Source organism: Pseudoalteromonas sp. MM1, assembly GCF_030296835.1.
Classification (GTDB): domain Bacteria; phylum Pseudomonadota; class Gammaproteobacteria; order Enterobacterales; family Alteromonadaceae; genus Pseudoalteromonas.
Map to the genome: position 1 here is coordinate 956,586 of NZ_AP027922.1, position 13,668 is coordinate 970,253.

Here is a 13,668-nt window from a genome sequence, read left to right on the forward strand (position 1 = left end):
AATACAAAAGCGCCGCTAAATTTAGCGGCGCTTTTTTGTTTTACATAAATTTACGTTATTTCAATAATAAAGCGTATACAACGTTGTTACTTTGTCGTTTTTTTTGCCATTATAGGCCGAGTTTTAATGACGAAGGAACATTGCGGTGTATTTAAGCTACTTTGGCTTGAGCGAAAAGCCATTTTCGATCTCGCCCAACCCCCATTATTTATTTTTAAGCGAACGCCATAAAGAGGCACTTGCCCACTTAACCTATGGTTTAGGCGAAGATGGCGGGTTTGTATTGCTCACTGGCGAAGTGGGAACAGGCAAAACCACGATTACCCGTAGCATGTTAGAGCAATTGCCACAAAACACACAAGTTGCGATGATCCATAACCCAGCTTTGTCGGAACTTGAGCTTTTGGCCAGTATTTGCGATGAGCTAAATATTACTTACGATGCCACAAACGCCACCCTTAAAAGTTTAACCGACATAATTAAGCAGCACCTAGAGGCTAATAATAAAGCGGGCGGGCACACTATTTTAATTATTGATGAAGCGCAGCTCCTTGCCCCCGATGTGCTTGAGCAATTGCGACTGCTAACCAACATAGAAACTGATCATAAAAAGCTATTACAAATTGTATTAGTGGGTCAACCAGAGCTTCAGGCATTATTAAAACGTACTGAGCTTAGGCAGTTAGCACAGCGAATTACAGCACGGTATCATTTATTACCGCTCACCCAAGGGCAAACGGTTGCGTATATAAAGCATCGTTTACATATTGCGGGGTGTGATAAAGGCGTGTTTTCGCTCGATGCTATGCAAGCTGTGCATCAGTTAACTGGCGGCATTCCACGTTTAATGAATTTAGTGTGTGAGCGCGCGTTAGTTGGGGCTTTTTCTAAGCAGCAGCTTATTGTAGATAGTGATATTATAAAACAATCTGCGCAAGAATCCTTGCCCATGGACTTTGTGGCTACGCAGACTAATGCGCCTAAATCCACAGGCCGTATTTATTATTACTTAGCATTTGCTGCTTTATTTGCAGTGGGTGTGGGTATGTCGTTTATTATATAGTTAGGTAATTTATGTCTTATTTATTAGATGCATTAAAGCAATCTCAACAAGCAGATATGAGCGCCGAGCAATATGATTTGCAGTCAGCGCAGTTAAAACAGCAACAAGCACTTACGCGCTATAAAAAAATAGTATGGTTACTAGGAGGCTCCATTGCTGCATTCATTACTATAGCTGGTGGCTTTACGGCGGGTAAGTGGTTGCAAAGCAGTACATTATTAAAAGCAAACCAACCGGTTGGCATTGTTAGCACTGATAGTAAAAAACAAAAACAAGCAGTAACAGATGAGCCAATAACAGCAAAAAATAATGCTGAAAAGCCTGTAACCTCCAGCGCTACAGAGACTGAAAAAAATAGTAATAAAGCTACAATTGAAGGGCAATGGGTATATGTGCAAACACCAACAGGTGTACAAAAAATGTTGCTTACTCCACAAGGGCAGTATATTCCTATTAATGATAACCCGACGCAGCAACAAGGTTACAATGTGCAAACCCCAATAAATGCTAATGGGTACAATCAAAATACGCTTAATCAGCCAGTTTATAATGCACAATTACCTAACACGCAAAGTTATAATCCACTTGCTTATAACGCACATGGCCAAAACGCACAATTTATGCAGCCGCAAATGCAAAATACAAGCTCAGCAGGCTTAGATATGAGCAAGTATAAAGTGCTCGGAAAACCCCTTGGTGCTGAAAGCTCAACAAGTCCTCAATCGACTCAAAGCGACCCTGAGCTTGACGCTGTACCGAGCAAGTTAAAAGATGCCTTTGCGCAGGCGATAAAAGACTCGGAGCAAGAGCAAGATTACGAAGTAACGCAGGCATCACGCAGCTCCTCCCGAGTCGAACCGGTTGAATTATTACCGGATGGTTTACAAGCCATGCTGCCAAGCATTAAATACCAAGCACACATATACTCTTCAAGTGCGGATAAGCGCTGGATAAAGCTCAATGGTAGAGAGTTGCATGAAGGAGAAAGTATAGGAGCACTAAAAGTTCGCGAAATTACCCCAGAGCAAAGTGTACTTGATTTTGATGGTTATGAGTTTAGTCTAAAAGCACTTCAAGACTGGCCACAGTAATATCGTTATATTAAAAAGCCGCAGTGAAGCGGCTTTTATTAAGGTAAAATCGAATTTTTATAAAATCTTTCTAAATCAATATTATAATCCTTCGGCTTTACAGTTGACTCGAGTACATCGGCTGTTTTTTTATTGGCCAAGTCAATATCTTGTACTTCGGTATAACGGCTATGCTTTGCACTGTAAAATGTTTTTACCACAGGTTTTAAAGGAGTGGTTGGGTTGCTTTGGGTTACTAGGCCAACTTTTTGACTTGAAAGCTTAACAAGAGTACCTACAGGATGAATGCCAATACATTGAATAAACTTAGTGAGTAGCTCACCATCAAAGCTATCAGGGCAGCCATCTTTTAAAATTTTAAACGCTTTAATAGGCTCCATGCCTGCTTTGTAAACGCGTTCTGCCGTAAGTGCATCATATACATCAACAATTGACGCCATGCGCACGTATTGGCTTATCTCATCGCCTTTTTTGGCAAATGGGTAGCCTTTGCCATCTAAGCGCTCATGGTGAAGGCCAGCAATATCTACAGCAATACCTGTTAACCCAGCTTCTTCCAAAATTTGCTTAGAATAAAGAGCATGGTTTTGCATAATTTTGAATTCCTCATCACTAAAGCGGCCCGGTTTATTGAGCACTTCGTCAGGAATTTTAATTTTTCCTATGTCATGTAACAAAGCACCCGTAGTGAGCTCTACAATAATGTCGCGCTCTATGCCTAAGTGTTTTGCAAAAATACCCATTAAAATAGAGACATTTATAGAGTGCTCAAGTAAGTAAGCATCTTTTTGGCGCATTTGCGTTAAGCAGGCTAGGGCATCTTGGTTTCTAAAAATAGAGTCCATAAAGCCACTAGCAAGCTCTTTAAAAGGTGCTATGTCTATATCTCTACCCGCTTTAATATCGCCAAAAGCTTTTTGCTGAAGTGTTTTAGCTTCATCGTAGAGCTTTTTAGCTTTGCCCATTTCTTGTTCGCTACTATGAACTTTAAGCCAAGGGTCGCGCTTTTTAACCTCAGCCTTAGGGGCCGGTGCCTGAGTGTCGGGCTCGGGGGTCGTTAAGGTTTTATCTGGATCTATTTCTATTTCTAAAATGCCCGCTTTTATGAGCTTATCAATACCCGCCTGAGTTTTAACCCAGCCTTGGTTTTTAATTTTAATACGGCCCGTTTGCTTTGTAACATTTTGTACAAACATGCCAGGCTGTAACTGTGAAATAGAGATAACTTTCAATTTTTCGCTTCTGTAATGGGCCTTTCATCAATTAGTATTATTATACGCGGGAGCATAAAAAAAAAGGCACTTTTAAGTGCCTTTTTTCATTTTTAGTTAATTAGTATTAGATGGTCTATTCGTCATCTTCTACTAAGGTCATCAGTGAGGTATTACCGCCAGATGCGGTTGTATCTATACTGATCGTTTTTTCAGTAATTAAGCGCTTAATTAACGTATCGTAATACTCTGAACTAATTACTGGCAAAATAGCGCCTTTACGCTGTGCAAGTTGTTGGCTGAAGTAACCTAAACGAGACGAACGTGCAGCAACCACAGCACCCGCTAAGTGAGGGTGAGCCAAAATAGCTTGTAGCTGATTAGGCTTTGCAACCTGGAACACGCCCTCTGCAACGCCTGTAGCAATAAACTTATCTTTAAAAGCTACTGCTTCATCATAAAATAGCTCTGATGCTACTGTGATTACTGTATTACCTGCAGCAAGCGCGGTAATAATTGAAAGCGCCCAAAAGTTGAATGATGTGCTTTTATCTGCATAACACACTACACAACCACGCGCTTCAAGGTGCAAGGTATTCGATTCACCAGTAGGCCCAGGCAAAGTAGTAAACTTACGCATGTGTTTTTCTAAGCGGTTAAGTTGTGCACGCGCCTCTGAAAGCGTTAATGCTAAATCATCTGCTAGGTCATCAATAATTTCGACCGTTGCCACTTTAGCAAGTAACTGACGAACAGCCGACACACGGTCATTTAACGGTGTGGCACGCCAAATTTTCTCATCACGCATTGAGTTAGCCATTAGCTTTTTAACTTGCTCGTTTGCACCGCTGTAATGGTGTAAATCAAGCTCATCAGGCGTTAAGTTAGTCATTTGCACGTTATCAGGAGATGCTTTTTCTTTTACTAAACGCTGCAGGTAGTTAGGTCCACCGGCTTTAGGGCCAGTACCCGATAAACCACGGCCACCAAATGGTTGCACACCTACAATGGCACCAATCATGTTACGGTTTACGTATACATTGCCCGCACGCGACATTTTAGCTAGGTACTCACAACGCTCTTCAATACGTGAATGAATACCCATTGTTAAGCCGTAACCTGTGTTGTTTATTTGGTCAATTACATTGTCTATATCATTCGCTTTAAAACGAACAATGTGTACACATGGGCCAAATACTTCACGTTTGAGTACTGATAAATCTTTTATTTCGTATAAACGAGGCGCAAAGAAGTAGGCTCCGTTTTGCGTGTTATCAGGGATCTTACACTCGTAATGAAGTGTTGCATTACCTTTTAAGTATTCAACATGATCATTTAGCGTTTTAAGGGCTTTTTCGTCAATTACAGGGCCAACGTCGGTAGAAAGTAATGACGGGTCGCCAATATGCAGCTCTGCCAGTGCACCTTTAAGCATGTCAATAATGCCATCGGCTACGTCTTCTTGAATAAACAACACGCGTAGTGCAGAACAGCGCTGACCGGCACTTTGGAAACCAGAACTTATTACATCATCAACAACTTGCTCTGGTAGCGCTGTTGAATCAACAATCATACAGTTTTGGCCACCAGTTTCTGCAATTAACGGTACTTGAATATCGTTACGCGCAGCGAGAGTTTGTGAAATAAGTGTGCCAGTCTCTGTTGAGCCTGTGAACATTACAGCTTGAATGCGCTCATCTGGTACAATTGTTTTACCGACCTCAGAACCACGGGCAATAACTGGCTGTACCACGTGTTCAGGTAAGCCAACCGAAAGCATTAACTCAATAGCACGAAGTGCAATTAAGCTTGTTTGTTCTGCAGGTTTTGCAATAACCGTATTACCAGTCACAATGGCAGCTGCAACTTGGCCTAAGAAAATAGCAAGTGGGAAGTTCCACGGACTAATACATAAAATTACACCGCGTGCTTCAAAACGCTCATCGCTTGCAAGTTCTTCTGCGCGTGCAGCGTAGTAACGACAAAAATCAACGGCTTCACGTACTTCGTCAATACCGTCTTGGGCAATTTTACCGGCTTCTTTAATACATATAGCTACGAGCTCGTCGTGGTGACGTTCTAAAATATCTGCCACACGGCGTAACAAATTAGCACGCTCTTTTACAGATGTTTGCGACCATGACTCAAATGCCGCTTCTGCATTGGCCAAAATATCTTTCATCTCATCGCTAGATTGTAATTTAACGTGGCCAATAATTTCGTTGTGATTAGCTGGATTTTTAACAGCTAATGCGCCTTGTGGTACTTGGCTTTGGTCAATTAAATGCTCATTAAACCAGCTTTCAAGATTCGTTTTGAATGGCGTAATTGCATTAATATCAGTTAAGTCCATGCCTTTAGAGTTAGCACGTTCGTCGCCGTATAAGTCAATTGGCATTTTTATTTGCGTATTGTACTTATTACGTAAACCTTGCAGTGTTTCTACAGGGTCTGGAAGAAGTGACTCAACAGGTTTAGTGGTATCTACAATGGCGTTTACAAACGATGAGTTTGCGCCATTTTCAAGTAAACGACGAACTAGGTAGGCAAGTAGGTCTTCGTGCTGGCCAACAGGTGCATAAACACGGCATTGAATTTTTTCTTCAGTTACGATTTGATCAAATAAAGATTCGCCCATACCGTGTAAACGCTGAAATTCAAATCCAGTGTTATCGCCTTTAGCAACTTCTAAAATAGTGGCCGCAGTGTAAGCGTTATGTGTTGCAAATTGCGGATACAGTACATCGCGCGCTTCTAACATTCTTATTGCACAGGCTTTGTAAGATACATCGGTCGTTGCTTTACGGGTAAACACTGGGTAGTGCTCTAAACCATCTTGTTGTGTGGTTTTGATTTCTGTATCCCAGTAGGCACCTTTTACAAGGCGAACCATCATTTTACGGCCTACGCGAGTAGCAAGTTCAGTTACCCATTCAATAACAAAAATAGCGCGCTTTTGGTATGCTTGTACGGCTAAACCAAAACCTTGCCAGTTACCTAAATCTTCATCGCTAAATACCGCTTCAATTACATCTAACGAAATATCTAAGCGGTCAGCTTCTTCGGCATCAACCGTAAAGCCAATGTCGTACTTTTTAGCAGCCAGTGCGAGTTCTTTTAATTTAGGTACAATTTCGGCCATTACACGGTCTTTATGTGTAAACTCATAACGTGGATGAATAGCTGAAAGTTTAACTGAAATACCTGGGCTTTTAACTGGGCCACGGCCATTTGCCGCTTTACCAATAGCATGGATTGCGTTCATGTAGCTATCGAAGTAACGCTTAGCATCTTTCATGGTGCGCGCGCCTTCGCCTAGCATGTCGTATGAGTAAACGTAGCCTTTTTGCTCTTTTTCAGCTGCGCGTTCAATGGCTTCGTCAATGGTGCGACCCATAACGAACTGCTTACCCATAATTTTCATGGCAAAGTTTACAGATTTGCGAATAACAGGTTCGCCTAAACGACCAATGGTCTTTTTAAGCATACCAAATTGCTGTTCTTTAGTTTTATCTGTGTAGTTAACCATTTTACCGGTTACTAATAAGCCCCATGAAGAAGCATTTACGAATAAAGAATCACTGCTTCCTAAATGAGAACTCCAATCACCTTTAGCAAGTTTGTCTCGAATTAACGTATCTTGCGTGGCTTTGTCTGGTACACGAAGTAAGGCTTCGGCCAAACACATTAACACTACACCTTCTTCACTTGAGAGTGAAAATTCATTTAAAAGTGCGTCTACACCGCTTTGACCGTCTTGATCTTTTCGAATGTTTAAAACAATCTGGCGAGCTCTTTCCCATGCACGGCTTCGTGCTTTAACACCCACTTCTGCAAGTGGTAAAATATGATCAATAACAGCATTTTCATCAATGCGGTAAAAATCACGAATTTTCTGTCTTGTAGGACAGGTTGTTGTCAAATCGCCATTGAATAACATAAGCAACCCTTAGGAATGTTAATATGTAAATAGTAGAGCAAATATTTGCGCTTGTGCTTAAGAGCTAAAGCAACTTTGCTACCAATAAATTACCAGTGATGTAATGCGTGCATTCTAATTAAATTTCAGCAGAATATGCTGGTTAAATTTCGCGAATTACGATAATTTACAGGGCATAATTTCAACTTATCCGTATAAAATTCTGTATGACAAGTCCAAATAGATTACGCCTGCTTGATCGTATTGATTTAGCAATTTTAGACGTTCTTCAAAAGAACGGCAGAATTTCCAATGTTAACCTAGCAAAACAGGTTAATTTAAGTCCTAGCCCATGCCTTGACCGTGTAAAACGTTTAGAGCAAGAAGGCTATATAGAAGGGTACTTTGCAAAGCTTAGCGAACAAAAGCTGAATCAGAGCTTAGTAGCACATGTGCAAGTGTCTTTAGTAACTTCTAACACGGCCGTTTTTAAAGTATTTAAAGAGCATATACTTAAAATTGAGCAAGTTGTAGAGTGCGATATGGTAGCAGGAGGGTACGATTACCTGCTAAAAATTAGGGTCTCGAATATGGATGAGTACCGACAGGTGCTAGGTGATTTGGTCGACATTCCGGGAGTAGGTACTCACCACACTTACATGGTAATAGAAAAAATTAAGCAGGACCCTGGTTTACGCTTAGATGTTTAAAAACCAAACACTGATGACAATGCATTACACACACATTAAAAAAGCACCTAAGGGTGCTTTTTTAATGTTTAGCCGGCGGCTAGTAAACTTATGTTAACCAAAGTTTAGGTTAATTATGCCCATCCTTCGTAGCGCTTACGGCGCGAAAGTACCACGGTAAGTATAATACCTAAAAATAAGCCTATAAAAGCAATAGCGCCACCATATGTAAGTAGTTGGCGTTTTTCTTTTGCAGTGGCTGCTTGTTTTTGAGCACGTTCTTGCTCAAGTGTTGTTTGCAGCTCAGTAATTTGCTGATTAAGCAATTTGTTTTGATTAGTTAAGCTTTGATTTTGCTCTTGTAGCTGTGGCATCTCAACTTGTGCTTGGCGCAGTTTATTTTGCACTGTGCTCATTTCGTTACTAAGCGTTTGATATTGCTGATGAAGCCCTGGTGTTTGCGATATAAATTTAGACTCAACCCAACCTTCACGGTCTTTATCGTCTTTTATTTTTATAAAGCCGTTTTCTTCAGTTGATAGCACGGTCAATTTAGTGCCCGCATCTACAGAGCCAAGTAAGCGGTAGTTTTTACCTGCGCCTGAGCGCATAAAGGTATATAGATTGTCGATTATATAAGCTGAATTTGCATCTGATGAATTGGTTGTTTGAGCTTCTTGTGCTTGGCTTATAAACGAGGTGGCTGTTAAAAGTAGCCCTAGTAAACAGTGTTTTAGCATTTATCTACCTTGTTAGTCTATCCGTGTCCGTTGTGGTTGTGATTGAGATTTTCACATAAGTAGTCAGATAGTATGGATTAAACGCATTAATAGCAAGGTTGATATTGTAACCCGATGCAGGCATTGCTCAGCCAAAAAGGTTAAAAAATTTGCAAAATGAGGTGGCTTTGTTTATTTTGAGCACTTATTTATTTTAAAGGTAATCCTCAACCCTAATGGATACTGAGATAGAACTGAAGTTTTTGGTATCAGATGCCGTTGTTCCACTGATCCCCTCGCTAATCACACAATTTGCTAAAACGGTTATTAATAAACCTTCACTTAGTTTGCAAAATGCCTATTACGATACCCCAAGTAGAGAGCTAAGAGCCCTTGATATAGGTTTCAGAACCCGCTGTGCCGACAGCAAATGCGAACAAACAATAAAGCTAGCTGGCGAAGTTGTTGGCGGGCTTCACCAACGCCCCGAATACAACTTACCGATTGAATCAAATCGCCCTGATTTATTAGCATTTAATAGGGCTATTTGGCCTCATTGTATGCAAGTAAATGCTATTAGCGACAATTTATATCCTATTTTTAGCACTAACTTTATTCGTCGTACTTGGTTAATTGAAACACCAAATGGCGCAAAAATTGAAGTAGTGTTAGATAAAGGCGAAATAGCAGCATCAGGTAAGGTTGATATTATAAGCGAGCTCGAAATAGAGCTTGTTGAGGGCAACAGAGACGAGCTATTTGCTTTGGCAGATAAACTTGTTAGCCAAAACTGTATTCGCTTAGGGCTTTATTCAAAAGCAGCTAGAGGCTACCGACTAGCCGATGAAACACCGCTAAAACCAAGTAAGTCTATTGGGTTTGTAAAATTAAAAAAACAAGCAACTCAAGAGCAAGCTCTGATTGAGGCCATGAATTTTGGTATTCGTTTTGTGCAAAAGCATGAGCAGTGCTACTTTGACAAACCGAGTTTAAAAACGCTCAAACGCGTGACTGACGGCATTAGTTTAATTAGACATAATTTTTGGTTGTTTGACGATATTGTAAGTAAAGATAGCACTGAACAATTAAGAACTGAATTAAAGTGGCTTTTAAGTGAATTAGCTTGGGTTGAAAATGCCATTCAGTTAAAAACTTATACATCTAAACGCCATGCTTTTTATAAAAAAATAAATGCAGCGCCTGCATTAGCGCAAGTTATTAACGATTTAAAAGAGCTTCAGCCCAGCATTGATGATATTAATGCGCTATTTCAAAGTGCACGCTACAACCGCTTATTGCTTTCGCTAACTACTTGGTTGGTAGATAAACAATGGCGTAAGTTTTGGGGGCAAACTCAACTACAAGCCGCAGAGCAGCCAGTGGCTAAAATTGCTAAACGTTTATTTAATAAAGATTGGCAAAATTTAGATAAGTTACTTCCGAAGGAACAAACGCTTACAGCAAAAGACTATTTAGGCTTACGCACACAGCTAGAAAACAGCTTGTTAAGTGGTAATTGTTTAGGGTCATTGTTTGACAAAGAAGAGCGCTTAGAATTTAGACTACCCTGGTTGGATATTTCACATGGTATGTACGAGCTCAGCACGCTGGAATATTTAAAGCAGCTTTGCTGTGGGCAAGAAGACGAGCAATTGGCTAAAATTCAACAGTGGCTAGATCAAAAGTCAGATTACCTAGTTAGTGCAATGGAGCAAAGTCGTTTAGCGTCTTTTGATATAGAGCCTTACTGGCAGTAATATATTTAAGCAGGTGTTGGAGTATTGGCACCTGCTTTAACCTTTCTAAATCTTCTTGATTTAATAACCTCTTAATTTTTACGTAATAAAAATGGTGCGTTAGTCACTCGTTAACTATGCTTATAGTCATAAATCTACAATGGTAAGACTAGAATGAAGTGTAGTGTTGTTTTGCTTTTTTTATTCAATAGTTTGGGTGTATATGCCCAAACCTTTACTTTTGGTGTAGTTCCGCAATATGAGCCTCAAAAGCTCACTGCAATATGGCAGCCCTTTCTAAATAAAGTAACCGAAAAAACAGGCGTGCAACTAAAGCTTGTGACAGTGGAATCAATTCCGGTTTTTGAGCAAGGTTTTGCGCATGGCGACTACGATTTTGCTTATATGAACCCATGGCATAGTGTTATTGCTTACGAGAAGCAAGGCTATTTACCTATAGTGAAAGATGCTGCGCGTCATTTACAAGGTGTATTAGTGGTTAATAAAAGCAGTAGTATTGAGTCAGTTAAGCAGCTTGAAGGCGCCGAAATTGCTTTTCCTGCGCCTAATGCATTAGGGGCTTCTTTATTGATGCGGGCCGAACTTGCCCTGTTGTATGGCTTAACAATAAAGCCTGTGTATGTACAAACACACTCATCTGTTTATTTGAACGTGGCACTTAACGCAACGTCTGCCGGTGGCGGGGTGATGGGCACATTAAAGCAACAGCCTCAAAATTTGCAGCAAAAGCTGAAAGTTATTTACAAAACACGTAAGGTTAGCCGCCACCCTATTGTGGTTCACCCGAGGGTAAATAATCATCTACAAGCACAAGTTCAACAAGCAATTATAGAAATAGGGAGCGACCCTAAGCAAAAACATCTATTAGCGGGAATTCCTATAATTACCCCAAGCAAAGCAAGCATTGACGATTATAAACAATTAACGCAATGGGGCTTACGCTCGTTTTATGTTGAAAATTAACTGGTGGCACAGCCTAAGGGGTCAAAGCTTTATTGCAGTAATGGCATTTGGCTTTTTATTAATATGCTTATTTATTTTTTACGCTTTGCCAGAGCAAGCTAAGTGGGTAAGCAATGACCTTTCAAGCGCAGCGCAGCGCTCTTTAAAGCAACTATCTACATCAATAAAAACCCCGTTGTTAACTCGCCAATATGCACAGCTGTATGAGCAAATAGATGCGCAACTTAATACAAACCCTAATTGGAAAGCAATTAGGGTAGTTGATCCAACGACAAGTAATCAATTATATCCTTTAGATGAGTGGCAGCTGTTAGCTCAGCAGGGTAATGTTACGTTGAGCGAGCGCATTATTTTTTTAGATAAGCCTTTGGCTGAAATAACGCTAGTCGTTAATTTTAAGGACGAAATAAGCGAAGCAGCAAAGCTACATTACACGTTAATTTATATTCAGTTTTTTATACTTGTGGTGTTTTTTATTGGCTTAGCTTGGTTGGTCGATTACAGAGTTACTAGCCCTTTAAGGGCGCTCGAAATGGCCTTTTCTAAACTGGCTAAAGGGAACTTTGATTGCCATGTTAGCGTACAGCAAAAAAATGAGATTGGCAGTGTTATAAATGCATTTAATAAAATGGCCAGCGAAGTTGCAGCTAACCATCAAAAAGTGAACGCACTGAGAATTCAAGCCGAGTCGGCCAGTAAGGCTAAGTCTGACTTTATGGCGAGTATGAGCCATGAGCTTAGAACGCCGTTAAATGCCATTTTAGGTTTAGCACAGCTTTATCAATATGATAGTAAAGCAACCGAGGTACACAAAGATAATGCCCAGAGTATTTACCAAGCTGGGGAGCATTTACTTTTATTAATAAACGACGTGTTAGATTTAACTGCGATTGAGTCGGGGAATATGCAGTTTAATTTTGAATATGCACCCGTCAAAGACATGCTGCAGCATAGTATTGAAATGGTAAGCGAACTTGCCAGAGTTGAGCTTGTTACTATTAATACTCATAATATTGACTCGCTTGAGGGTGTTTACTTATATGTTGATAAGCGTCGTTTTAAACAGGTACTGCTTAATTTACTTTCCAACGCAATAAAATATAACAAAGTGAGAGGGAAAATAGATATACGCTGCGAAATTGCTGATTCCAGCCGTTGTAATATTAATATTGAAGATACAGGGTGCGGTTTTTCAGAGGATGACATTTTAAGGCTTTTTAAACCCTTTGATAGGCTAGGTGCAGAGACCAGCAAAACACATGGTACGGGCATAGGGTTAGTTATTACTAAAGAGCTTGTAGAGAGAATGCAAGGGCAGCTGCAAGTAAATAGTCAAATAAATAGAGGCGCGTGTTTTACTATTAGTTTTAATAGCTTTGAACAAAGCGCTTTAACAACAATACAAAATGATAAGCCGTTAAGCCACCCCAACAATGATCCTAGAGACCTCGCCACAGGCAAACTGCCGGTATTAAATGTGCTGGTGGCAGAAGATCAACTTACCAATCAGCAGGTTTTAAAGCAGCAACTGACTATGCTTGGCATTAACTCAACATTTGCAAATAATGGCGAGCAGGCGTGGCAAATGCTCCAAGATAAGAGCTTTGATATGCTACTTACCGATATTCAAATGCCGTTGTTAAATGGCCTTGAATTAGCAAAAAAAATACGAAAAAGTACACAGTTTAATGAGCTAATAATTATTGCCGTAACAGCCAATATAATGGAAAAAAACATAAAAGATTGTTATAGCGCAGGGATGAATGGTTTTTTAACTAAACCAATAGAGCTTGAGAGCTTAAAAGCACTGTTGATGAAGCACTCGCAAGGCATTGTTACTTCGTATACACAGCCGCTACCAACCACCGAGCAAGTAAGCTCTAAGTACAGCCAATTAGATATGCCTTTATTATACTCTATGTTAGGAAAAGATGAACATGTTCATTGTTTAGTCTTTCAAGCGTTTTTACAGAGCGCTTATGAGCAAGTTAAGCTAATTGAAGCGTATACACATAGTTTAAATTACGCCGATTTATCTTTTCAGGCTCATGGTTTAAAGTCATCGGCTAAGTCGGTTGCAGCGTTAAAGTTAAGTGACATTTGCCAACAAATAGAAAGCTTAGCAGCACAAAATAAGGTAGATGACAGCTTATTATTTGCTCTACAAACGGGGTTTAATGAGGTGGTTACACAGTTAAAAGTTTACTGTAATAAACATGAGGCATCTTCTTAATGCCTCATGTAATCGGGCTTTTA

9 protein-coding genes are annotated in these 13,668 nt (G+C 40.1%); 6 read left to right on the plus strand and 3 right to left on the minus strand.

Translation table 11 applies throughout. The annotated features are described in order from the left end of the window. Positions 1–145: 145 nt before the first annotated feature. The gene (locus QUE46_RS04330) at positions 146–1,063 is read left to right on the plus strand and encodes an ExeA family protein (protein WP_286246363.1); all 918 of its coding nucleotides are present in this window, start codon (positions 146–148) and stop codon (positions 1,061–1,063) included. Positions 1,064–1,074: 11 nt separating this feature from the next. Continuing rightward, complete coding sequence (locus QUE46_RS04335) at positions 1,075–2,154, plus strand: general secretion pathway protein GspB (protein ID WP_286246364.1); 1,080 nt, start codon at positions 1,075–1,077, stop codon at positions 2,152–2,154. A gap of 38 nt (positions 2,155–2,192) precedes the next feature. Here the strand turns inward: QUE46_RS04335 and QUE46_RS04340 are convergent, their stop codons facing one another. Both QUE46_RS04340 and putA read right to left on the minus strand, forming a co-directional pair. Then, entirely contained in the window at positions 2,193–3,386 is a 1,194-nt protein-coding gene (locus QUE46_RS04340; protein WP_286246365.1) for an HD-GYP domain-containing protein, read from the minus strand. A 115-nt stretch (positions 3,387–3,501) separates the two neighbouring features. Further along, positions 3,502–7,305 carry a bifunctional proline dehydrogenase/L-glutamate gamma-semialdehyde dehydrogenase PutA gene (putA, locus tag QUE46_RS04345; protein ID WP_286246366.1) on the minus strand — a complete coding sequence of 1,268 codons (3,804 nt, stop codon included), beginning with the start codon at positions 7,303–7,305 and terminating at the stop codon, positions 3,502–3,504. A gap of 206 nt (positions 7,306–7,511) precedes the next feature. On the opposite strand from putA, the gene QUE46_RS04350 reads away from it, so the two are divergent. After that, entirely contained in the window at positions 7,512–7,994 is a 483-nt protein-coding gene (locus QUE46_RS04350) for a winged helix-turn-helix transcriptional regulator (RefSeq protein ID WP_286246367.1), read from the plus strand. A 113-nt stretch (positions 7,995–8,107) separates the two neighbouring features. On the opposite strand, the gene QUE46_RS04355 is transcribed toward QUE46_RS04350, so the two are convergent. Then, positions 8,108–8,713 (minus strand): TIGR04211 family SH3 domain-containing protein, encoded by a 606-nt coding sequence (locus QUE46_RS04355; protein WP_286246368.1) that lies wholly within the window; start codon positions 8,711–8,713, stop codon positions 8,108–8,110. Positions 8,714–8,928: 215 nt separating this feature from the next. Here QUE46_RS04355 and QUE46_RS04360 point away from each other — a divergent pair, with 215 nt between their 5' ends. The 3 genes from QUE46_RS04360 to QUE46_RS04370 all read left to right on the plus strand — a co-directional run bounded on the left by QUE46_RS04360 (position 8,929) and on the right by QUE46_RS04370 (position 13,645). Next, a complete protein-coding gene (locus tag QUE46_RS04360) occupies positions 8,929–10,449 on the plus strand; it encodes a CYTH and CHAD domain-containing protein (RefSeq protein WP_286246369.1) in 1,521 nt (506 codons plus the stop codon). A gap of 153 nt (positions 10,450–10,602) precedes the next feature. Then, on the plus strand, positions 10,603–11,412 hold the full coding sequence (locus QUE46_RS04365) for a phosphate/phosphite/phosphonate ABC transporter substrate-binding protein (protein WP_286246370.1): 810 nt from the start codon (positions 10,603–10,605) through the stop codon (positions 11,410–11,412). Continuing rightward, positions 11,399–13,645 (plus strand): ATP-binding protein, encoded by a 2,247-nt coding sequence (locus QUE46_RS04370; protein WP_286246371.1) that lies wholly within the window; start codon positions 11,399–11,401, stop codon positions 13,643–13,645. The genes QUE46_RS04365 and QUE46_RS04370 overlap by 14 nt, the downstream gene beginning before the upstream one ends. Positions 13,646–13,668 lie beyond the last annotated feature (23 nt).

Excerpts from the sequence above, each read along its gene's own strand:
- putA (WP_286246366.1), bottom strand. The coding sequence starts at position 7,305 with ATGTTATTCAATGGCGATTTGACAACAACCTGTCCTACAAGACAGAAA.
- QUE46_RS04350 (WP_286246367.1), top strand. The coding sequence starts at position 7,512 with ATGACAAGTCCAAATAGATTACGCCTGCTTGATCGTATTGATTTAGCA.
- QUE46_RS04360 (WP_286246369.1), top strand. The coding sequence starts at position 8,929 with ATGGATACTGAGATAGAACTGAAGTTTTTGGTATCAGATGCCGTTGTT.
- QUE46_RS04355 (WP_286246368.1), bottom strand. The coding sequence starts at position 8,713 with ATGCTAAAACACTGTTTACTAGGGCTACTTTTAACAGCCACCTCGTTT.
- QUE46_RS04365 (WP_286246370.1), top strand. The coding sequence starts at position 10,603 with ATGAAGTGTAGTGTTGTTTTGCTTTTTTTATTCAATAGTTTGGGTGTA.
- QUE46_RS04370 (WP_286246371.1), top strand. The coding sequence starts at position 11,399 with ATGTTGAAAATTAACTGGTGGCACAGCCTAAGGGGTCAAAGCTTTATT.
- QUE46_RS04335 (WP_286246364.1), top strand. The coding sequence starts at position 1,075 with ATGTCTTATTTATTAGATGCATTAAAGCAATCTCAACAAGCAGATATG.